A 22757-nucleotide genomic window follows, 5' to 3' on the forward strand; every position below is an offset into this window, starting at 1 on the left:
ATCTGATGCGGCTTGCCAACTCGGGCAGCATGAACATCGGCCGCAAGGTGACGACGCTGCGCGAGGCGATCAATGCGACCGGCACCAACGCGATCGCGCGCTGGACGCAGTTGCTGCTCTACGCGGACGGCCGCAAGATCGCCGCCGAAGACGACCCGCTGCTGCAACTCGTGGCCACGCGCGCGCGCTTCATGGAGATCGCGGTGACGCAACTTGCCAAGGCACATCTCGAAGAGGAAGACGCGGCGTTCCTCGTGGGGGTGTTCTCGTTCGTCGAGGCGGTGTTCGGCGGTCCGCTCGAAAGCACGCTCGAAGTGCTCACGCTGGCCAAGCCGATCCGCACGGCGATCGTGAAGCGTGAAGGCGCGCTCGGGCGGCTGCTCGAACTTTCCGAGGCGCTGGAGCGTGCGGACTGGGCCCGTGTGGACGCGCTGTGCGCGGAACTCGAGCCGCTCGACGCCGCAACGGTCGCGGCGATCTCGCTCACGGCCGCGGAATGGGCAGGCACGTCCGGCCGCGATGCGGAAGACGAGGGGCTGGAGCGGATCGAGGATTGAGCGGGCGGGGCGGTGCCGCAAAGCCATGCGGCGCCGCGCTCAGTCGTGACTCAGTCGGAGTCAGGCGGTTAGCGGTACGTGGGTGAAGAAGCGCGCGAGCTGCTGCGCGAGATCGTTCAGCGCGCTCATCTCTTTCTGTGAAATGCGGCGTGGCTCCTGGGTCACGAGCCAGTCGCCGTACATCAGCGCCACGGGCTCGACGCCGGGCGCGCCCACGGGCAGCAGGACGAACGCGCGCGCGTCGTCGAAGCTCGAGCGATACCACCCGGGCAGGCGCGCGAGTATCTTCGCATCGCGCGCATTCTCGATGAAAATGCCGACCTTGTTCGCGATGGCGAGGTGAAACACGTCGGGCTGGAACGCAGCGGAAAACGCGAGCTTGGGCAGCACGTCGCCCATGTGCGGGCCGAAGCCGTGCTGCGCCTCGAACATGTTCGCCCCGCGTCGCACGAATACCACGCTGCGGGCGAAACCCAGGCCCGCGAGCACGGTTTCGGTCGCGAGCGTGAGGGCGGTGCTCAGCGCGCTGTCCGCCGGCAATGCGCGCAGGTCCTCGACGCCAGCCGCAATGCGCGCCTCGGGATCGAGCGCTTCGCGAGCGATGGCGTCGGCATTGGCGCGCAATTCGACGATCTCGCGCATGACGCCGTCTTCGGCTTCTTCGCGCGCAAGCGCGAGGCTCATCTGCACGAGCACGTCGGCATCGGTCGAGAGCGCGCGGCCGTAGTGCTGCGCCAGTTCGGCGATATGCGTCTCGCGCATCTCTTCCGAGAGGCCCTGCGTGGTCAGCACGCGCGCGACTTCCGTCGAATAGTTGGTGATGGCGCGCAGCCACTGCACGTCGCGCGGTTCCTTGTCGGCCGGGTCGTACTGGCGCATGCCCGCACGGATCGTGTCGGGCAGGCGCCAGCGCGTGGCGGCTTCGAGGCCGAGCTCTTCGAAGGTCACGCCGAGCACTTCGAGGCAGGCCTCGTCGTCGCTCGCGCCTTCGTCGATCTCGCGGCGGATCTGGTCCCACTCGGGCTCGAGATAGAACACCACGAGCAGCTTGCCCACCTGGCGCATGAGCGTGCAGACCACGGCCTCTTCGCCCGCGCGCAGGTCGCCGTGCTCGGTGAGCTTGCGTGCGACGCAGCCCGAGAGCATGGTGCGGTTCAGTTCGAGCTTGGCGTCGATGCGGCGCGGCGCGCTGTGGTGAAAGTGATCGACGATCTTCAGGCCGACGACGAGATGGCCGACCGCGTCCATGCCGAGGACCATCAGCGCGCGCGTGACGGTCGTGATGTTGCCGCCGAACGCCATGTACATGGCCGAATTCGCGAGACGCAGCACCTTCTGCGTAAGCGCGAAATCCGAGAGCACGACCTTCACGAGCGCGCTGAAATCGTAATCGTCGTTGGTCATCGCCGCGACTGTGGTGCGCAGCGATTGCGACAGCAAGGGGAAGTCCCCGCGTTCATTCATGCGGGCCCACAAGCGGTCTAGCAGGACGGCCTTTACCATCTGAACCATGTCAATTTCGCGAAAGCCCTGCTGTTTGCGATGCCCGCATCATTGCACCTCGTGCACGTGCAACGCACCCGAAACGAAGCGCTGCTGCAATTCTTCTGAAGGCAGCGCCTTGCAGACGAGCCATCCCTGGATATGCTCGCAACCCATGTTCGTCAGCAGCTCGCGCTGCGCCTCCGTCTCCACGCCCTCTGCCACGAGCTCGAGATCGAGCGTACGCGCGAGCCCCACCACCGCGTTCACGATCGCCTGATCGTTGCGCGAAGTGATGAGGTTCTCGACGAAGCTTCGATCGATCTTCAGCTTCGAGAGCGGGAAGCGCTGCAGATACGCCAGACTCGAATACCCGGTGCCGAAGTCGTCCACCGCGAAGCGAATGCCAAGCGAGGTGAGCTCTTCGAGCAGCGTTTTCGCATGCTGCGGATCGTGCATGAGCAGGCTTTCGGTGATCTCGAACACCAGCCGGCCCGGGTCGACCCCGGTGAGCTCGATCGCCTCCTCGACACTTTCCCTGAACCGCGGATTGCGGAACTGCTGGGGCGAGACATTGACCGCCACGTACTGCAGCTCGATGCCTTGCTCGTCCCATTGGGTCAGTTGCATACAGGCAGCCTTCAAAACCCAGTTGCCGAGATAATTAATCAGGCCGACGGATTCCGCAAGCGGAATAAACGTTGATGGCGGCACGAGACCGTGCAATGGATGTTGCCAGCGGATCAATGCCTCCACGCCGACCACGCCGCGCGAAGCGCTGCTCGTGATGGGCTGGAAGTGTAGCGAGAATTCGCCGTTGCGCACACCGTCGTAGAGGTCCGACTCCAGCTTCAGGCGTATGGCGTCGGTGGGATCGTCGACGGGCACGTGCAACGTCAGCGTGTTGCCGCCGATCGCCTTGGCCTGCTGCAGCGCCTGGTCCGCGCGGCGGATGAGCGGCGTGGTGTCGGCGCTGGCATCGGCCTCGCCCTCGCCCGCCCCGGAGGCGTCCGTGCGCTGGTCGGGATGGAAGGCAATGCCGATGCTCGCCGAAAGGTGCACGGGCTGGTTGCGAAACGAGTACGGCTGCAGGATGGAGGTGAGCAGGCGGCGGCCGAGCGCTTCGGCGGCGGCGCGCACTTCGTCGGGCGCGGCGTGGCGTTGCGGCGTGATCAGGATGGCGAACTCGTCGCTGCCGATGCGCGCGATCATCTCGCCCTGCAGCGCGAGGTGGGTGAGGCGCCGCGCGGTCTCGCGCAGCAGCTCGTCGCCGGCGTCGTAGCCGAGCGCGCGGTTCACACGCTGATAGTCGTCAAGGTCGAGCAGCAGCAGCGCCACCGGCACGCCGAAATGGTCCGCGTCGGCCTGGGCGCGCTGCAGCTCGGGCGCGAGCGCGGTCTGGTTGGGCAGACCGGTGAGCGGATCGTGATGGAGCGCGTGCGTGAGCGCGGCCTCGGTGCCCTGCCAGCCGGAGACGTCGAAGCCCGCCACGGCGAAGCCGGTCGTCTCGCCATACTGGGCGCGCTGCACGCGCAGCTCCACGGGAAGCGGGTAGGTGAGCGCCTTGACGAGGTCGATGGTGTCCTTTTCCACGGCGCCGCTGTGCGCGGCGCGCGCGATCAGCGCCTCGAGGCGCTCGTGATGCTCGGGGGTGACGATGTCGGCGAGCGTCGCGCCGAGCAGGAACTCGCGGTGATATCCCGCGAAGCGCAGGCTCGCGTCGGAGACGTAGAGAAAGTGCAGCCTCGCGTCCACGTGCACGAGGAAGTCCACCGCGGCGGCCGTGTTCTCGAACGAGAGCGAAACGGCGTCGGCGTAGTCGGGTTCGGCGGCGGGAGGCGAGGGGGGCACGAGCGGCGCGGCGGCTTTGTCGTCGGCTGTTTCGGCTGCGCGCGCCGCGCTCTGCGCCTGCGCGGCATGTGAGGCGTTCGCGTCGCCAGGCATGGGCGGGTCGCCGGCAACGCCCTTGAGGCCGGCAAGCGCGTAAAACCGGTCGACGACCGTGCGCAACCAGCCCTCGCGGGGCGCGGAGATCCTGTTCGCTTCCATGTCTGTCGCTGGCAACCCTTTGTTTGTCTGTGGCATCCCGGCCGGTTTCCACGTCCGGCTGAAGCCGCCCATCAGAGCAAGTTATCGACCCGGGACGGGAAATCTTTAGCCGCGGCGACCGAAAAAACACCTAACGCATAAACGTGACGGGAGATCGGTGCGGTGGCGTCCAGATTCGGTTAAAGTGGCGCCGGTCGAGACGCCGTTCGCCATGCGCGATGGGTCGGCGCGCGTGAAGCGCCCGTCTTGCGGGCCGCAGGGGCGGCCCGGCGCGTCGGCGGCCATTACCGGCCATTCCATCCGTACGAGTCATCCGCCATGTCCGATTCATCGTCAGCGTTTGCCGCGCCGGCAAGCGAGGCTGCGCGAGACGATGCGGGCAGGGGCACCCCTGGTTCCGCGCCTTCTATGCCGTCAGCTTCACAACCGGACCTTGCTACCGGGTCATCAACGGGTCCGCAGCCGTTCGTCTATCTCGGGCGGCAGCCTATTCTCGATCGCAATGGCGCGCTCAACGCCTATGAGCTGCTGTTCCGCGGCGGCGCGCAGAACCGCGCGGACGTCGACGACGACGCGCTCGCCACGGCCCAGGTGATGACCCGCACGATCGGCCAGCTCGGCGTGCCCGCGGTGCTTGGCCGTCACTACGGCTATGTCAATATCAGCCGCGAGTTGCTGTTCGACGACATCGTGCATCTGCTGCCGCCGGGCCGCTTCGTGCTGGAGGTGCTCGAACACGTGCGCTTCGACGCCGCGGTGCTGGAGCGTCTCGCGCAACTGCGCCGCGCCGGCTACCGCATTGCCTTCGACGACGTGTGCGAGATCACGGAGAACCTGCTGCGCGCGTTGCCCTACGCGGACATCATCAAGGTCGACCTGCTGCAGACCGAGCGCGCGGCATTGCCTGGGCTCGTCGCGAGCCTCGCCGCGCACGGCAAGACGCTGATCGCCGAGAAGGTCGAGACGGGCGAGGATTTCGAGCTGGCCTCGTCGCTCGGCTTCGAGCTGTTTCAGGGCTACTTCTTCGCGCGCCCGCAGGTGCTGCGCGCGCCGCGCGTGCGCGCGTCGCGCCTCGCGCTCGTGCGCCTGCTCGCGCTGGTCGCCAACGACGTCGGCACGGCTGAACTCGAGCGCGAACTGCGCAGCCACCCCGGCGTAGTGGTGCAACTGTTGCGTCTCGTCAATTCGAGCGCGTACTCGCCGGGGCGGCCGATTTCGTCGCTGCGCGAAGCGGTGCTCGCGGCGGGCACGCGCCAGATCGCGCGCTGGGCGCAACTGCTGCTCTACGCGAGCGGACGCGACCTGCCGTGGGGCTCGGACCCGCTCGTGCAGCTCGCGGGCACGCGCTCGCATTTCATGGAACTTGCCGCGCGCAGCCTGAGCCCGCAGGACCCCGATTTTGCCGATGCCGCCTTCATGACCGGCATCTTCTCGCTCGTGCACGTGCTGGTCGGCTCGACGCCCGAGCACACGCTCGATCGTCTCGGCCTTGCACGCGAGATCGTCGAGGCCGTGGACGGTCATCGGGGCGAGCTCGGCACGCTGCTGCGCATCGCGACCGCGGCCGAGCGCGGCGATCACGACGGCGCGCAGCGCCTCGCGCGCGAGGCGGGGGGCATGTTCAATGCGCTCACGCCGCCGCTGCTCGGCGAGTTGAACCTGTGGGCCGGCGCGTGGTTCACGGCTTATGCCGAGGGTTGAATACAGCTTGTCAGGTTTGCGCCCGCGGGGACGCGCTGCGAGTGCCGCAATTGTGTGATCCAATATCGGTATCGTCGCGGCGTCATGCGTCTCATTTGCATGATGGGCAAGACCCGCGGGCAAAACGCGCGCCGGCGTGGCGATTCAACTCGAGGGCATTTGACATGAAACCGAGGTTCTTTGCGGCGGGAGCCGCGGCGCTCGTCTGCGCCGGGCTTGCGCTCTTTACGCTGTCTGCGCAGGCAACGCTCAAGCCAGGCGATTCCGCCCCCGACTTCACGACCCAGGCATCGCTGGGCGGCAAGACCTACACCTATTCGCTCGCTTCGGAGCTCAAGAAGGGGCCAGTGGTGGTGTACTTCTATCCGGCTGCGTTCACGAAGGGCTGCACGATCGAGGCGCACGAATTCGCTGAAGCGGTCGATCAGTACAAGCAGTACGGTGCGACCGTGATCGGCGTTTCGCACGACAACATCGACACGCTCACGAAGTTTTCGGTGAGCGAGTGCCGCAGCAAGTTCCCGGTTGCCGCCGACGAAGACTCGAAGATCATCAAGTCGTACGACGCGTCGATGCCGCTGCACGAGTCGATGGCCAATCGCGTGTCGTATGTGATCGCGCCGGACGGCAAGATCATCTACGAATACACGAGCCTGTCGCCGGACCAGCACGTGAGTAACACGTTGCGCGCCTTGAAGGAGTGGGCCGCGCAGCATCCGCAGCAGTAGGGATCGCGAGTCATCGCAAACCGTAGTAAGCCATGAGGCCCGCCACGCGCGCGGGCCGCGTCGCGATCTGTCCCAGTCGTCCCTCCGCGTTTCGCCCTGGTTTTTCTCTCCCGCCGCACGGATTCCTCGCATGCCGATCGTCGTCGTTCTACTTGCCTTTGCCGCGCTCGTCTACGGCGCGTACTGGTCCTTCAACGCCATCGCGGCGCACTTCGGCACGGGCGTTGCCGTGGGCGCAGCGGTGGTTGCCGCAGCGTTGTTCGCCGCGCTCATCGCCTGGGTGTGGCGCCGGATGCGCGACGTGGCGCCCAATGTGCGCGGCGAAGGCGACTGGACACACCGCGTGGCCGGCGCCTGGGGCGAGGCCCGTCTCGCGGCGGGCAAGCGCTTCTGCGAGCTGACGCAGGGCGGCGCGCATGGCGCGTATATCTTCGCCGACCTGCAAGGCGCCCAGGCGGCGCGCGATGCCAACGGCTGGCACGTGGCGCTGCGAGTGGCCGACCCGAAGCGCCCGCTCTGGCAATTGCCGATGCCAAGCGAGCGCGAAGCGAAGCGCTGGGCGCGTATTTTCACGCTGGCGATTGCGCAAAAACTCTGAGCGCGGCGGCGGCGCTGAACGATCCGGGCGCAGCGCTGTCCCAACTACTTCCCGGCAACGCAGACTGGATATGTCACGAAAACCCTGGATCGCGGCGGCCTTGATCGCCGTCTGCGCCACGCTGCTCGCGGCGTGCGACCAGCAAAAGGTCGCCGACGCCGTCAACGCGATCAAGCCCGATTCGATGGCGTTCGGCGGCCTGCGCATTGGCGTGTCGACGGTCGAGGACGTGCGCCGGCAGGCGGGCAAGCCCGAAATGGTGTGGGAGGACGACGACGGCGCGCAGCGCCTCGAATACCCGCGCGGGCCCAACGGCCTCACCACGTGGATGCTCGACTTCGACGCGAACGGCAAGCTCGTGGCGATGACCCGGGCGCTCACGGCGCAGAATATCGCTCAGGTCGTGCCTGGCATGACGCAGGACGAAGTGCGGCGCCTGCTCGGCAAGCCGGCCACGGTAGCAAAATATGCGCTGAGCCACGAGGAAGTATGGAGCTGGCACTGGGCCGAAGGCGGTGTGGCGGGGGACGGCATGTTCAACGCCCATTTCGCGCCGGATGGGCTCGTGGTCAGGACCTCGCGCTCGGACGCACCGGGTCACGAGCAGCATTGAGTCGGCGAGCGCGCCGATCGCATCGATCGCGCCAGCCGCAAGGAGAAAGCAGATGAAACGTATCGCGTTGCTATGGCATGTGGTGAAGGGCGATGCGCGCGTGCTGTGGCACGCGCTGCGCCAGCCGGGGCGTCCCGTGTGGCTCGTGCCCGCCACGGCGCTGCTCGCGCTCTATGCGCTCGACCCGTTCAACATCGCGATGCCGGTCGCCGGTGTCGTGGACGACGGCATCATCGTGCCGCTCGTGCTGCACCTGATCGTGCGTTGCCTGCCTGCGCATTTGCGCCACCCGCGCCCTCGCCAGGCACGCGCATAAAAAAACGGCTGAAGCCACGCTTCAGCCGTCTTCTACTGAGGGAGCGCTCGCTCACTCCGCTTGCGCCGCGGGCGCCGCGCGCCCGCGCTTCGCATCCCACCACACGCGCAGCCGGTCCATGTACAGGTACACCACCGGCGTCGTATAGAGCGTGAGCATCTGGCTCACGATCAGCCCGCCCACGATCGAGATACCGAGCGGCGCGCGCAACTCCGCACCTTCGCCGCGCCCGAACGCGAGCGGCAGCGCGCCGAGCAGCGCCGCACAGGTCGTCATCATGATCGGCCGGAAGCGCAGCAGGCAGGCCTGGTGAATCGCGTCGCGCGAGCTCAGCCCCTCACGCGAGGCCTGGATCGCGAAGTCCACCATCATGATCGCGTTCTTCTTCACGATGCCGATCAGCAGAATCACGCCGATCAGCGCGATGATGCTGAACTCCGTCTTGAAGAGCAGCAGCGCGAGCAGCGCGCCCACGCCCGCCGAGGGCAGGGTGGAGAGAATCGTGAGCGGGTGGATATAGCTCTCGTACAGAATGCCCAACACGATATACACGGCCGCGAGCGCCGCGAGAATCAGCAGCGGCTGGTTGTCGAGCGACTGCTGGAACGCCTGCGCCGTGCCCTGGAAGCTGCCGTGGATCGTCGCGGGCATGCCGATCTCGCCCATCGTGTCGTAGATCGCCTGGGTGGCGTCGGAGAGCGATTTGCCGGGCGGCAGGTTGAACGAGATCGTCGAGGCCACGAACTGGCTCTGGTGATTCACCGAAAGCGGCGTGGTGCCGGGGCCGAAGGAGGCGAGCGACGAGAGCGGCACCATCGTTTCCTTCGACGTGGACACAGCCGCGCCCGACGACGCGCTCGACTTGCCGCTCGCGGCGAGCGAGTTGGTCGCGAGGTTGCGCGCGGAGTCGGCTGCGATGGCCGCGGCGCTCGTCGCCGTGGTGGCGGCCGTGCCGCCCGTCTTGGCGGTGGTGGGGCCCGTCACCGTGCCCGCCGTCGCGTTGGTGCTCTGCGCGCCGCTCGCCGTGCCGCCCGAGGTGCTCACCCAGATCTCGTTGAGCATGGTCGGGCTCTGCCAGTACTTCGGCGCGACTTCCATCACCACGTGGTACTGGTTGAGCGGGTTGTAGATCGTCGAGACCTGGCGCTGGCCGAACGCGTCGTAAAGCGTGTTGTCGATCTGCGAGGGCGTGATGTTCAGCCGCGCGGCGCTCTGCCGGTCGATGTTGATCATCGATTCGAGGCCGCCTTGCTGCTGGTCCGAATTCACGTCGGCGAGTTCGGGGCGCGCCTGCAGCGCTTCGGTGAGCTTCGGCCCCCACTTGTAGAGGTCGGCGGTGTTGTCCGCGAGCAGCGTGAACTGGTACTGCGCGTTCGACTGCCGGCCGCCCACGCGAATATCCTGCACCGCTTGCAGGAAGGTTCGCGCGCCCGCCACGTTCGAGAGCGGCCCGCGCAGTTGCGCGATCACTTCGTCGGCGGAAATCTTGCGCTCGCTCTTGGGCTTGAGCGAGACGAACATGAAGCCCGAGTTGGTCGCGCGCCCGCCCGAGAATCCCGCGACCGATTCCACGGCGGGGTTCGCCTGCACGATGCGCATCATCTCGGCGAACTTCACCTTCATCGCCTGGAACGAGGTGGACTGGTCGGCCTGGATGCCGCCGACGAGGCGCCCCGTGTCCTGCTGCGGGAAGAAGCCCTTGGGCACGATCACGTAGAGCGCGACGTTCAGCGCGATGGTCGCGACGAGCGTGAGCAGGATGACGAACGGATGCGCCAGCGCCCAGCCGAGCGTGCGCTCGTAGCCGCCCTGCATGCGCTGGAAGCCGCGCTCGAGCCACTGCGCGAAGCGGCCTTCTTCCTTCTTCTCGTGCGCTTCTTCGAGCAGGCGCGAGCACATCATCGGCGTGAGCGTGAGAGAGACGGCGAGCGACACCGCAATGGCGAGCGAGAGCGTGAGCGCGAACTCGCGGAACAGGCGCCCGACGATGCCGCCCATCAGCAAAATAGGCAGGAACACGGCGACGAGCGAGACGCTGATCGAGAGCACCGTGAAGCCCACCTCGCGCGCGCCGAGCAGCGCCGCCTTCATGCGCGGCACGCCGTTTTCGATATGCCGCGAAATGTTCTCCAGCACGACGATGGCGTCGTCGACGACGAAGCCGGTCGCGATGGTGAGCGCCATCAGCGAGAGGTTGTCGAGCGAAAAGCCCATCAGGTACATCGCCGCGAAGGTGCCGATGATCGAGATGGGCACGGCCACGCTCGGAATGAGCGTCGCGCGCCAGTTGCGCAGGAACAGGAACACCACCATCACGACGAGCGCCACGGCGATGATGAGCGTGCGCTCGGTGTCCTTGAGCGAGGAGCGGATCGTGACCGAGCGGTCGGACGTCGGGATCACCTCGACGTCGGCGGGCAGCGACGCCTTGAGCTGCGGCAGCATGGCGATCACGCGGTCCACGGTCTCGATGATGTTCGCGCCCGGCTGGCGGTAGAGGATCACGAGCACGGAACGCTTGCCGTTGGCGAGTCCGATGTTGCGCAGGTCTTCCACCGAATCGACCACTTCGCCCACGTCGGAGAGCTTCACGCCCGCGCCGTTGCGGTAGGCGATCACGAGGTCCTTGTACTGGCTCGCCTTGCTCGCCTGGTCATTGGTGTAGAGCTGAAAGCGCTGCGGACCGAATTCGATATCGCCCTTGGGGCTGTTCGCGTTGGCCGAGGCGAGCGCGGCGCGCACGTCCTCGAGGCCGATGCCGTAGTGAAAGAGCGCATGCGGCTCCAGCTCCACGCGCACGGCCGGATTGGCCGAGCCGCTCACGTCGACTTCGCCCACGCCGTCCACCTGCGAGAGCGACTGCTGCAGCACCGTCGCCGCCGAGTCGTAGAGCTGGCCCGCGCTCAACGTGGGCGAGGTGAGCGCGAGAATCAGAATCGGCGCGTCGGCGGGGTTGACCTTGTGGTAGGTCGGGTTCTGCCGCAGGCTCGTGGGCAGGTCCGCGCGCGCCGCGTTGATCGCCGCCTGCACGTCGCGCGCCGCGCCGTCGATGTCGCGGTTCAGGCCGAATTGCAGCGTGATGCGCGTGCTGCCCACCGAGCTTTGCGAGGTCATCTCCGAGACGTCGGCGATCGAGCCCAGATGCCGCTCCAGCGGGCTCGCCACGCTGGTTGCCACCGTCTCGGGGCTCGCGCCCGGCAAGGTGGCCTGCACGGAGATGGTCGGAAAGTCCACCTGCGGCAAGGGCGCGACCGGCAGCTTCGTGAACGCGAAGAGGCCGGCCAGCGCGATGCCGACGGCGAGCAGCGTGGTCGCGACGGGGCGCGAGATGAACGGGCGCGAGAGATTCATCGCGTCAGCTCTCCGACGAAGACGACGCCGCGCCGTGCGAACCGCCGCCAAAGCGCTGGCGCAGACGCTGCGCGATCCGGTCGAACGCGAGGTAGATCACCGGCGTCGTGAAGAGCGTGAGCGCCTGGCTCACGATCAGGCCGCCCGCAATCGCGATGCCGAGCGGCCGGCGCAGCTCGCTGCCCGCGCCGTAGCCGAGGATCAGCGGCACGGCGCCGAGCAGCGCCGCCATCGTCGTCATCATGATCGGCCGGAAGCGCAGCAGACACGCCTGGTAGATCGCCTCGCGCGGCGGCTTGCCTTCGTGGCGCTCGGCCTCGAGCGCGAAGTCGATCATCATGATGGCGTTTTTCTTCACGATGCCGATCAAGAGCACGATGCCGATGATGCCGATGATGTCGAGGTCGTGCCCGGTCAGGATCAGCGCGAGCAAAGCGCCGATCCCGGCCGACGGCAGCGTCGAGAGAATCGTGATGGGATGCACGAAGCTCTCGTACAACACGCCGAGTACGATATACATCGTGACGATGGCCGCGAGGATCAGGAACAGCTCGTTGGACAGCGACGCCTGGAACGCGAGCGCGGCGCCCTGGAAGCGGGTCTGGAACGAGCCCGGCAGGCCGATGTCTTTTTCCGCCTGCTGGATCGCCTTCACCGCCGCGCCGAGCGAGGAGCCCTGAGCCAGGTTGAACGAGATCGTCGTGGCCGGGAACTGCGAGAGATGCGTGACGAGCAGCGGCGCGGGCCGCTCGTGAAACTTCGCGATGGCCGAGAGCGGCACCTGGCCCGTGCTGGAGGTCGAGGAGGGCAGGTAGATCGAATTCAGCGCGTCGGTGTAGTGCTGCAGAACCGGATCGGCTTCCAGAATCACGCGGTACTGGTTCGACTGCGTGAAGATCGTCGAGATGATGCGCTGGCCGTAGGCGTCGTAGAGCGCGTTGTCCACCGTCGCGGGCGTGATGCCGTAGCGCGCGGCGCTCGCGCGGTCGATCTCGATGAACACCGAGCTGCCCTGGTCCTGCAGGTCGGTCGCCACGTCCGCGAGTTCGGGCAGTTGCTTCAGGCGCTGCACGAGCTTCGGCACCCAGATCGCGAAGTCCTGGATGTTCGGCGTGGTGAGCATGAACTGATACTGCGTGGGGCTCACCGTCGAGTCGATCGTGAGGTCCTGCACCGGCTGCATATAGAGCGTCGCGCCCGGCACGTGGGCCACACTCGTTTGCAGGTCGCGGATGATCTCGCTCGCCGTTTCGCTGCGGTCGTCGCGCGGCTTCAGGTTGATGAGCATGCGGCCGCTGTTGAGCGTGATATTGGTGCCGTCCACGCCGATGAACGAGGTGAGGCTCTCGACGTTCTCGTTCTTGAGAATTTCCGCGGCGAGCGCCTGCTGGCGCTCGGCCATCGACGCATACGACACCGATTGCGGCATCTGTGTGATGGCCTGGATCACGCCCGTGTCCTGCACGGGGAAGAAACCCTTGGGCACGATCACGTAGAGAATGCCGGTGAGCACGAGTGTGATGAGGAACACGATCATTGTGAGGCGCTGGCGTGCGAGCACCCATTCGAGCGCCACGCCGTAGCGGCCGATCACATAGTCGAAGAACGCATGCACGCGCGCCTCGAAGCGGTGGCTTTCGGGCGGCGGCGTGTGGCGCAGCATTTTCGCGCACATCATCGGCACGAGCGTGAGCGAGACCACGGCCGAGATCACGATCGTCACCGCGAGCGTGATGGCGAATTCGTGGAACAGGCGGCCCACCACGTCGCCCATGAACAGCAGCGGAATCAGCACGGCGATCAGCGACACCGTCAGCGAGATGATGGTGAAGCCGATCTGCTTCGAACCCTTTAGCGCCGCTTCGAGCGGCGTGTCGCCCGCCTCCACGTAGCGCGCGATGTTCTCGATCATGACGATGGCGTCGTCCACCACGAAACCGGTCGCGATGGTGAGCGCCATCAACGACAGGTTGTCGAGCGAGAAGCCGCACAGGTACATGACCGCGAGCGTGCCGATCAGCGATAGCGGCACCGAAAGGCTCGGAATGATCGTGGCGTAGATGTTCGCGAGGAACAGGTACATCACGAGCACCACGAGCACCACCGACATCAGCAGCTCGAACTGCACGTCGCGCACCGAGGCGCGGATCGTGGTGGTGCGGTCGGTGACGATCTGCACGTCGAGCGAAGACGGCAGCGATTCCTGCAACTGCGGCAACAGCGCCTTGATGCTGTCCACCACCTGGATCACGTTCGCGCCCGGCTGGCGCTGCACGTTCAGGATGATCGCGGGCGTGCCGTCCGCCCATGCGCCGAGCTTGGTGTTCTCCGCGCCCTGCACGATGTTCGCGACGTCGGTGAGCATGACGGGGCGGCCGTTGCGGTAGGCGATCACGGCGTCCTTGTACGCGTCGGCGTCGGTGAGCTGGTCGTTCGCATTGATCGTGTAGGCGCGCGTGGGGCCGTCGAAGTTGCCCTTGGGCGTGTTGACGTTCAGGTTCGAAATGCTCGTGCGCAGGTCGTCGAGGTTCAGGCCGTAGGCCGCGAGCGCGCGCGGATTCGCCTGGATGCGCACGGCTGGGCGCTGGCCGCCCGAGAGGCTCACGAGGCCCACGCCCCCCACCTGCGAAATCTTCTGCGCGAGGCGGGTGTCGGCGAGATCCTGGATCTGCGTGAGCGGCAGCGTCTTCGAGGTGATCGCGAGCGTGAGGATCGGCGCGTCGGCGGGGTTGACCTTGGCGTAGATCGGCGGTGCGGGCAGATCCGAGGGCAGCAGGTTGCCGGCCGCGTTGATGGCGGCCTGCACTTCCTGTTCGGCCACGTCGAGCGGCAGGTCGAGGCTGAACTGGAGCGTGATGACCGAGGAGCCCGCCGAACTCTGCGACGACATCTGGTTGAGCGACGGCATCTGCCCGAACTGACGTTCGAGCGGCGCCGTGACCGAGGACGTCATCACGTCCGGACTCGCCCCCGGGTAGAAGGTCTGCACCTGGATGGTCGGGTAATCGACTTCGGGCAGCGCGGAAAGCGGCAGAAAGCGCAGCGCGACGAGACCGACCAGCATGATCGCCGCCATGAGCAGCGCCGTGCCGACCGGCCGCAGGATAAAGGCGCGGGATGGATTCATGCTGGCTTACTGGGCTTGCGTCTGCGAGGCGTGGCGATGGCCATGACGCGCGCCCGAGGCCGCGCTGGCCCCTGATGCGCCTTGCGCGCCCGCGGCTCCCGACGCTCCCTTGGCGTGTTGCGGATGCTCGGCGGGAATCGTGATCTTCGCGCCTTCGCGCAGACGGTCGGAGCCGTCGGTCACGACGCGCTCGCCCACGGTGAGGCCCGAGGCGATGCTGGTGCGTTCGGCATCGACGGGGCCGACCTTCACGAGCCGCACCGTCACCGTGTTATCGGGCTTCGCGACATAGACGTACTGCCCCTGCGAGCCGTTGAGCACGGCCGAAGTGGGCACGATCACGGCGTCGTGGATCGTATCGACGAGCAGGCGCGCGTTCACGAACTGGTTCGGAAAGAGCCCCTGCTCATGGTTCGTGAAGCTCGCGCGCAGCTTGACGGTGCCCGTGGTGGTGTCGATCTGGTTGTCGATGGTCTGGAGCGAGCCGGCTTCGAGCAGCGTCGTGTTGCTGCGGTCGTAGGCCGTGACCGACATTTTCGTGCCCGCGCGCAGCTGCTTCATGATGGGGGGCAGGTTGTCCTCCGAAGTCGTGAAGATCACGCTGATCGGCTCGAGCTGCGTGAGCACGACGATGCCGTTGGTGTCGCTGGGCGTCACGTAGTTGCCCGGATCGACCTGGCGCAGGCCCACGCGGCCCGAGACGGGCGCCGTGATGCGCGCGTAGGTCAGGTCGAGCTTGTAGGTATCGACGCTGGCCTGATCGGACTTGACGGTGCCCTCATATTGCTTGACGAGCGAGGCCTGGGTGTCGACCTGCTGGCTCGCGATCGAGTCTTGCGAGAGCAGCGTCTGGTAGCGCTTGAGGTCGAGGCGCGCCGTGGCGAGCAGCGCCTGGTCGCGCGCGAGCTGGCCTTCGGCGTTGGCGAGCGAGATCTGGTAGGGGCGCGGGTCGATCTGGGCGAGCACGTCGCCCTTTTTCACCATCTGGCCTTCCTGGAAGTACACGTCCTGAAGCGTGCCGGATAGTTGCGTGCGCACCGTGATGTCGGCAAGCGGCGTGACCGTGCCGAGCGCGGTGATGACGATGGGCATGTCGCCGGCCTTCGCCGTCGCCACGCTCACGGGCTGCGGCATGTTGGCCATGGCGCCCGGACCGCCGCGCCGCGCGTGCGCGCCGGCCGCCGGTGCGGCGTTGCCGCCCGAGAGCGCCTTGTTCCACGGCTGCCAGCGCGCGAGCACGATGCCGGCGATCACGATGACCACACCCAGTGCGATGAACTTGCCCTTGCCGCGCCTCGCGGCGACCGGAGCGGGGGACTGCGGCGTCGTGTCTTTATGGGGGGAATCCGGGCGCTTTTCTTGTTGATCCATCGGTCAGGTCGGTAACAGGTTCTCGAAGCGGGGTTCTCGAAGGCTCTTGGCGGAGCGCACTACAGGGGGCCGGCCGCGAAGCGCTCGCACAAGCGCGCCGCAGCGCATGGCGCCGGCGCAACGGCGCGCGCCGATGCCACCCAGGCCGTGCGCTAGCAAGATGTCAGGACGCGCCGCGCTGCGGCCCGGGTGCCGCGCCATGCGCTCACGGGCATGGACGGCGTCGCTGGCGGCTGGCTGGCGTAACGGGCGAAGGGCGGCGGCGCGGCTGGCCCTTGCCGCCAAAAAGCATGATGCTACGTTGCCCCCTTCGTTACAGTCCAGTGCCGTTTCTTTCGAGACGTTACGAGCGTTACACCCTTCGAGTGCTTTTTGTAAGGCGCAGCCGCTCGTGTTGTCAGGTCGCGTGGGGCAGGCGCAGGGCGCCGCCGATTTCGTCGACGACGTGCGCAACGCATTCGCGCATCAGCGGCACGACGTGGCTGACGAGCCACTCGCGCGGGCACTGCTGCGCGGCGCCGCCGCAGTTGATGGCGTAGATCTCGCCGTTGGGACCCGCGAACGCCGTGGCGATGGCGTTGAGCCCTTCGTACCATTCGCCGATCGCGAGCCCGTAGCCGTGGGCGGCGGTCTCGGCGAGCGCGGCGTCGAGACGGCTGCCGAAGACGCCCCAGTCGTTGCCGGTCGAAGTCTGCAACGCGGCGGTGAGTTCCGCGCGCGCGTGCGGGTCGAGCGCGGCGAGGTAGGCGCGTCCGACGGCGGTGCGGCCCATGTCGATGCGCGAGCCGACCTCGAGGCGCGTGACGAGCACGGCGGTGCGCGGGCGGATCGCGTCGATCACGACCATGTCCAGACGGTCGCGCACGGTCAGGTGCACCGAGAGCGCGGTGCGCTCGGCCAGCCGCGTGAGAAACGGCCGCGCCCGGCTGCGGATGTCGGCGTTGCGCAGGAAGCCGTTGGACAGTTCGAGCACCGACGAGGTGAGCACGAAGCGTTCGCTGTCGGGCAGCCGGGCGAGAAAGCCCGTGCTCACGAGCGTGCCCGTGAGGCGCGAAAGCGTGGGCTTGGGAATGCCCGTCAGTTCGGTCAGTTCGCGGTTGCTGAGCGGCGCGTCGGCGGCCGCGACGCAGCGCAGGACGGCAAGGCCGCGCGCGAGCGCCGTCACTTCGTCGGCGCCACCGTCTTTATCTCGCGGAGTGTCTTCAGGAAGGCGCGAATCGGGTGCGGAAGTCATTGGCGGGACAATTTTCCGAAACAGGATTTCAGTTTTGAGATTTCGCGCGAGCCGTTACAAAGTCAGCGCGGGCGTGCCACGCGATACAGCCGTTTGCGTTCGATCAAGGCGGCGCTCCCTAAATTAGGGCGCTAATTCTCAGACGATTGTAATGGATGCCAGAAGCTCGACGATTGGCGCATTTTGGCGAGATTTTGCTTGACTTAGTCAGCATGTAGGTAAAAAATGGAATGCGATTTCGGCAATCCGCCTCGACCCCGCAAAATTGCGGGGTTTTAATGTGCCATGCGGTATGCAATTCGCATAATTGCGCATCTTTTTCCGACGGCACGGCGCATCCGAATACCGGCTCTCAGGTTCTAGCACGGCCCTCGGAATGGCTAGAACTTTTCAAGGCGCCACGTGCAAACGTGGCGCTTTTTTTTCCGCCGGCTCCAAATCCACGAACGTGCGCCAGGCGGCCGGTCAGGCGACCTCGCCGCTATAGCGCTCCCGCAACTCACGCTTGAGCACCTTGCCGATCGGGCTGCGCGGTAGGGCGTCGACGATCACCACGTCGGCAAGCCGCTGCATCTTCCCCAATTGCCCGTTGGCCCAAGCGGCGAGCGTGACGGCGGTCAATGCCGAACCGCGCCGGAGCGTGACGAACGCCACCGGCGTTTCGCCCCAGCGCGCCGATGGAACGCCAACCACCGCGGATTCGGCGACTTCGGGGTGTCGGGCGAGCACCTGTTCCAGATCACTTGGATAGATGTTGAAGCCGCCCGAGATGATCATGTCCTTCTTGCGGTCCATCAGCACGAGGAAGCCGTCTTCGTCGAAGCGGCCGACATCCCCGGTTCGAATGAAGCGCCGCCCATCGCCGTCGTACCACTCGGCTTGCGCCGTCTTGTCCGGTTGCCGGTAGTAGCCGGTCATCATGGCAGGCGAGCGCCCGACGATTTCACCGGCTTCCCCGGCGGCGACCTCGCGTCCGTCGGCATCGATCAGGCGCATTTCATGGCCGTTCAGCGGGCGGCCAACGGTGTGCAGCTTGTCGGGAAACTCGTCCGCGCAAAGCTCGCATGACGCGCCGCCTTCGGTCATGCCATAGAACTCGGTGAGTTTGCCCGGCCACCTGTGCAGGGCGTCCGCCTTGAGGGCCGCCGCGAACGGCGCGCTCGTGCAGAACTTCGAGTGGAAGCTGGACAGGTCGTAGCGATCGAAGTCCGGATGGCCGAGGATGCGTTGGTATTGCACCGGAACCAGCATGGTGTGCGTGACGTGCTTGCGCTCGGCAAGCTCGAGATATTGCTTCGCATCGAACTTCGGCATGAGGACGACCGTTCCGCCGAGCGCGAGCGTCGGGAAGAAGCTCACCAGCGTGGTGTTCGAATAGAGGGGCGTCGCAATCAAGGTGACGGCGTGCGGCCCGTATCCGCGCTCGAGACTTCGCAGCGTATAGGCGTAGCGCATCGCGTGCGACTGGACGATCCCTTTGGGCGCGCCCGTCGTGCCGGACGAGTAAATGATGTTGAACGCCCACTCCGGCCGAATTTCCACGTGCGAGGGCGCGGCGCCCACGGGCGCGAGCCACGCATCGAATTGCCCGGCTGCACCGATGTCGACGACGCGCAGCGCAGGCGGCAGCGTGACGCCCGCAAGCAACTGGCAAACCGCCGCATCGGCGAAGAGGATTTGCGCCCGCGAGTTCTCCAGCATGGCGACGAGGCTGTCCACATGCGTGGAGGGCGACAGCGGGGCGACCGCGAGTCCTGCCCGGAGCGCGCCGAAGAAAACGGCGGCATAGGGGATCGAACTCGACGCACAAATGGCCACGACGTCTTCGGGTGCCAGCCCGTCACGCTGCAGCGCGGCCGCACAGCGGTCGATCAGCGCATCGAGCGCGGCGAACGTGACGGTCTCGTCTTCGCAGACAATGGCCGCGCGCGCGCCGTGTTCCGCCGTGCGTTGGCGAATCATGGCGGTCAAGTCGACGAACGGGGAGTCGGGGGACGGGGACTGCACGGACATGGCCTCATACCTCACTGGAAAGATGTTTTCGCGGGCGTGATGCAGTTCTCTTGCGCAATGGTCTCCCTTTTGATGGGCGCGCGGGCACGCTTCACGGTTTGTGAACGTGCGTTCGATTCTCGGGCTGGTCATTGCGCCAGGCAACGACAATTTTGTTGGACAGACCGTCAAGGCGACTTTGACAGCTCGCCCCCAAGGACGCGGCGTCATGTGAACCGACCTACGTTCCCTTTCTGCCATACCATCGCTCATCACCCGTTCGATGGAGTCGCACATGCTCTCCGAAGAGGAACTGGCGTTGCTCGACGCCATCCGCGAAACCGGCAGCCTGTCGCGCGCGGCGGCACGGCTGAACAAGGCGCCTTCCACGATCTCCCATGCGGCGCGCCAACTCGAGGCGCGCTTCGACGCGCTGCTCTTCGACCGCCGGCGCTACCGGCTGCAGCTCACTCCAGCCGGGCATCTGCTCGCCGAGGAGGCGAGCCGCCTGATGCAGGACGTCGCGCGCATGACGCAGCGCGTGCGCCAGGTCGCGAACGGCTGGGAAGACCGCTTGTGGATCGTCACCGACGAGATTCTCGAATTCGAACTGCTCATGCCGGTGATCCGCGACTTCGACGCGCTGCAGTCGGGCGTCAAGCTGCGTTTCACGCACGAGGTGCTTTCCGGCACCTGGGAGGCGCTGCGCGACGGCCGCGCCGATCTCATCGTCGGTGCGACCAACGAACCGCCCGCCATCGACGGCCTGCACTGGTTCGAACTCGGCGTGATGGAGTGGGTGTTCGCGGTGGCGCCGCGCCATCGGCTCGCGGGCGAGAAGGCGCCGCTCACGCGCGAGCGCATGCTGGCCGAGCGCGGCGTAGCGGTCGGCGATTCGGCACGGCTCACGCCGGGCCGCGGCTACGGGCTGCTCGGGGGGCAGGAGGTGCTGGCGGTGCCGTCGATGCGCGCGAAGATCCTCGCGCAGCGCGAGGGCCTGGGTGTCGGCTGGGTGCCGCGGCGGCGCGCGGCGAAGCTCATCGAGCGCGGTGAACTGGTCGCGAAGGTCACGGCGAACCCGCGCGAGCCGAACATGCTTTACGTGGCGTGGCGCGGTGAACACGTGGGACGCGCACTGCAATGGTGGATCGACCGGCTGCGCGAGCCGCGTCTTGCCAGGCGCCTCGTGGACGGAATCGAGGTCACGGGCTGAAGCCGGCTGCCCGTGCAAAACGTTCGACAGATTCGAACGTCTGCGCCAAAACCGTCGTACGGCAGAAAGCGCGCCGCCCGGCAATATGGCATCACAGTCTCAGATCGAGACTATCCCCTTCAAGGAGAACGTCATGAACCGCTTTGCAAACAAAACTGTCCTCGTCACCGGCGGAACCAGCGGCATCGGCCTCGCTGCCGCACAGGCCTATGCCGCCGAAGGCGCGCACGTCATCGTCACGGGCCGCGACGAAGCCGGCCTCGAAGCCGCGCGGCGCGCGCTCGGCCCGAACGCGCACGCATGGCGCAACGACGCGGCCTCGATCACCGGCGCGCGCGAGCTGGCCGCCGCCGTGCGCGACGCCGGCCTGCGCCTCGACGCGGTGTTCATCAATGCGGGTGTGGCGAAGCTCGCGCCGTTCGAGCAAGTGGACGAAGCGCTCTGGGACGTCACCTTCGACACCAACGTGAAGGGCGCGTACTTCCAGATTCAATCGCTCCTGCCGGTGCTGGGCGACGGTGCGGCTATCGTGCTCAACGGCTCGATCAACGCGCATATCGGCATGCCCACGTCGTCGGTGTATGCGGCGAGCAAGGCCGCGCTGATCTCGTTCGCGAAGACACTTTCGGCCGAACTGCTGCCGCGCGGCATTCGCGTGAACGTGGTGAGCCCCGGGCCCGTGAAGACGCCGCTCTACAACAAGTTCGGCATGGATGCAGCCGCGCTCGCGGCGGCCGAGGAATCGATTCGTGGGCTGGTGCCGCTCAAGCGCTTTGCGACGGCGGAAGAGATCGCGTCGACCGTGCTGCATCTGAGCGCGGCGGAATCGGCCTTCATGATCGGCACCGAAGTGATCGTCGCCGGCGGCATGGGCCAGCTTTGATGATCCGTTAGTGATGCGTACGGAATGCGGGCGGCAGGGCGCCGCCCGCGTGAGCGTACTGCGCGTCGGTCAGGAAACCGTTTCGCGTTCCGGCGTGGCCGTGATCTTGTGGATCGACAGGTCGGTGCCGTTGAATTCCTGTTCGCGATCGATGCGCAGCCCAACGAATTTGCGCAGCAGGCCGTACACCACGAGCCCGCCAAGGAAGGCGATCGCGATGCCCGCAATCGTGCCGACGATCTGCGCGGCGAGCGAGACGCCGCCCAGGCCGCCGAGCCAGCGCTGGCCGAAAACGCCCGCGGCGATGCCGCCCCATGCGCCGCACAGGCCGTGCAGCGGCCACACGCCGAGCACGTCGTCGATGCGCCAGCGGTTCTGCACGCAGGTGAACATATAGACGAACAGCGCGCCGGCAACCGCCCCCGTCACGAGCGCGCCGAGCGGATGCATGATGTCCGAGCCCGCGCACACGGCCACGAGCCCCGCGAGCGGCCCGTTGTACGTGAAGCCCGGATCGTTGCGGCCTGCGAACCACGCGGCGAGCGTGCCGCCCACCATCGCCATGAGCGAGTTGACGGCAACAAGACCGCTGATCTTGTCGATGGTCTGCGCGCTCATGACGTTGAAGCCGAACCAGCCCACCGCGAGCACCCATGCGCCCAGCGCGAGGAACGGGATGTTCGAAGGCGGGTGCGCGGCGATGCGGCCGTCGCGCGTATAGCGGCCGTGGCGCGGCCCGAGCAGCAGCACGGCCGGCAGCGCGATCCAGCCGCCGAACGCGTGGACGACTACCGAGCCCGCGAAGTCATGGAACGGCACGCCGAACACGTGCGTCATCGCATCCTCGAAACCGAGGCGGTTGTTCCACACCATCCCCTCGAAGAACGGGTAGATGAAGCCGACGATCACGAAGGTCGCGAACAGCTGCGGATTGAACTTCGAGCGCTCGGCGATGCCGCCAGACACGATGGCCGGAATGGCCGCCGCGAAGGTGAGCAGGAAGAAGAAGCGCACGAGCGCGTAGCCGTTGTGCTCGGCGAGCACGTCCGCGTGCGAGAAGAACTGCACGCCGTAGGCGAGCGTATAGCCGATGAAGAAGTAGGCGATCGTCGAAATCGAAAAATCGACGAGGATCTTCACGAGCGCATTGACCTGGTTCTTCTTGCGCACGGTGCCGAGTTCGAGAAACGCGAACCCCGCGTGCATGGCGAGCACCATGGCGGCGCCCAGCAGCAGGAATAGCGTGTCGGTGCCGGTTTTTAGATTGTCCATCTGGCGTACCCAGTTTGCCCAAAATGGCGCATAGTGAGCAAGATATGGGCCAGCTTCAGCGCCAAACTGGTGAATTCGCAGCCAAAGCAGGCGTCAAGCCGGTGCGGCCGTGCACCGATGCGGAAAAATGGCAGGCGCCGTATCGCCGGTGCCGGTGCTGATTTCCGGGGCGTATGCACCATGTTCCGGCACAATCCCGGGGCTTCCGCGCAAAGGTGGGGAACTCGCGCGCCAAGTTAGGGCGCTTAATTCGATTTTCCTTTCCGCATC

General features: G+C 66.5%; 15 protein-coding genes and 1 pseudogene. 8 read left to right on the forward strand and 8 right to left on the reverse strand.

Annotation, left to right across the window (positions count from 1 at the left end):
- A pseudogene (locus tag AB4Y43_RS03445) lies at positions 1-557 on the forward strand (diguanylate phosphodiesterase); the annotation flags it as partial.
- 60 nt (positions 558-617) lie between these two features.
- Here AB4Y43_RS03445 and AB4Y43_RS03450 read toward each other — a convergent pair.
- Complete coding sequence (locus tag AB4Y43_RS03450) at positions 618-2060, reverse strand: HDOD domain-containing protein (RefSeq protein ID WP_342945998.1); 1443 nt, start codon at positions 2058-2060, stop codon at positions 618-620.
- A 48-nt stretch (positions 2061-2108) separates the two neighbouring features.
- Positions 2109-4088, reverse strand: a complete 1980-nt coding sequence (locus AB4Y43_RS03455; protein WP_368683994.1) for a putative bifunctional diguanylate cyclase/phosphodiesterase — start codon at positions 4086-4088, stop codon at positions 2109-2111.
- Between the two features lie 408 nt (positions 4089-4496).
- Between AB4Y43_RS03455 and AB4Y43_RS03460 the strand changes: the two genes are divergently transcribed.
- The 5 genes from AB4Y43_RS03460 to AB4Y43_RS03480 all read left to right on the forward strand — a co-directional run bounded on the left by AB4Y43_RS03460 (position 4497) and on the right by AB4Y43_RS03480 (position 8044).
- Positions 4497-5789 (forward strand): EAL and HDOD domain-containing protein, encoded by a 1293-nt coding sequence (locus AB4Y43_RS03460; RefSeq protein ID WP_368610317.1) that lies wholly within the window; start codon positions 4497-4499, stop codon positions 5787-5789.
- A 164-nt stretch (positions 5790-5953) separates the two neighbouring features.
- The gene (locus AB4Y43_RS03465; protein ID WP_342945580.1) at positions 5954-6517 is read left to right on the forward strand and encodes a peroxiredoxin; all 564 of its coding nucleotides are present in this window, start codon (positions 5954-5956) and stop codon (positions 6515-6517) included.
- A 130-nt stretch (positions 6518-6647) separates the two neighbouring features.
- Positions 6648-7115 (forward strand): hypothetical protein, encoded by a 468-nt coding sequence (locus tag AB4Y43_RS03470; protein WP_069267902.1) that lies wholly within the window; start codon positions 6648-6650, stop codon positions 7113-7115.
- 70 nt (positions 7116-7185) lie between these two features.
- Positions 7186-7728, forward strand: a complete 543-nt coding sequence (bamE, locus tag AB4Y43_RS03475) for an outer membrane protein assembly factor BamE (protein WP_368727045.1) — start codon at positions 7186-7188, stop codon at positions 7726-7728.
- A 52-nt stretch (positions 7729-7780) separates the two neighbouring features.
- Positions 7781-8044: a hypothetical protein gene (locus AB4Y43_RS03480; protein WP_368604084.1), complete on the forward strand. Its 264-nt coding sequence runs from the start codon at positions 7781-7783 to the stop codon at positions 8042-8044.
- A 51-nt stretch (positions 8045-8095) separates the two neighbouring features.
- Here AB4Y43_RS03480 and AB4Y43_RS03485 read toward each other — a convergent pair whose 3' ends face one another.
- The 5 genes from AB4Y43_RS03485 to AB4Y43_RS03505 all read right to left on the reverse strand — a co-directional run bounded on the left by AB4Y43_RS03485 (position 8096) and on the right by AB4Y43_RS03505 (position 19140).
- A complete protein-coding gene (locus AB4Y43_RS03485; protein ID WP_368727046.1) occupies positions 8096-11395 on the reverse strand; it encodes an efflux RND transporter permease subunit in 3300 nt (1099 codons plus the stop codon).
- Between the two features lie 4 nt (positions 11396-11399).
- Positions 11400-14522, reverse strand: a complete 3123-nt coding sequence (locus AB4Y43_RS03490; RefSeq protein WP_368727047.1) for an MdtB/MuxB family multidrug efflux RND transporter permease subunit — start codon at positions 14520-14522, stop codon at positions 11400-11402.
- Positions 14523-14528: 6 nt separating this feature from the next.
- Positions 14529-15893, reverse strand: coding sequence for an MdtA/MuxA family multidrug efflux RND transporter periplasmic adaptor subunit (locus AB4Y43_RS03495; protein ID WP_368727048.1), 1365 nt, complete (start codon positions 15891-15893; stop codon positions 14529-14531).
- A gap of 397 nt (positions 15894-16290) precedes the next feature.
- A complete protein-coding gene (locus AB4Y43_RS03500; RefSeq protein ID WP_368727049.1) occupies positions 16291-17127 on the reverse strand; it encodes an IclR family transcriptional regulator in 837 nt (278 codons plus the stop codon).
- A gap of 465 nt (positions 17128-17592) precedes the next feature.
- Positions 17593-19140 (reverse strand): class I adenylate-forming enzyme family protein, encoded by a 1548-nt coding sequence (locus AB4Y43_RS03505; RefSeq protein ID WP_368727128.1) that lies wholly within the window; start codon positions 19138-19140, stop codon positions 17593-17595.
- A gap of 274 nt (positions 19141-19414) precedes the next feature.
- On the opposite strand from AB4Y43_RS03505, the gene AB4Y43_RS03510 reads away from it, so the two are divergent.
- Entirely contained in the window at positions 19415-20332 is a 918-nt protein-coding gene (locus AB4Y43_RS03510) for a LysR family transcriptional regulator (RefSeq protein WP_368727050.1), read from the forward strand.
- A gap of 133 nt (positions 20333-20465) precedes the next feature.
- Positions 20466-21215, forward strand: a complete 750-nt coding sequence (locus AB4Y43_RS03515; protein ID WP_342945588.1) for an SDR family oxidoreductase — start codon at positions 20466-20468, stop codon at positions 21213-21215.
- A gap of 69 nt (positions 21216-21284) precedes the next feature.
- On the opposite strand, the gene AB4Y43_RS03520 is transcribed toward AB4Y43_RS03515, so the two are convergent.
- Positions 21285-22487 (reverse strand): ammonium transporter, encoded by a 1203-nt coding sequence (locus AB4Y43_RS03520; RefSeq protein WP_069267892.1) that lies wholly within the window; start codon positions 22485-22487, stop codon positions 21285-21287.
- Positions 22488-22757: the final 270 nt, after the last annotated feature.

Source organism: Paraburkholderia sp. BR10872 (assembly GCF_040965835.1).
GTDB classification, from domain to species: Bacteria; Pseudomonadota; Gammaproteobacteria; order Burkholderiales; family Burkholderiaceae; genus Paraburkholderia; species Paraburkholderia nodosa_A.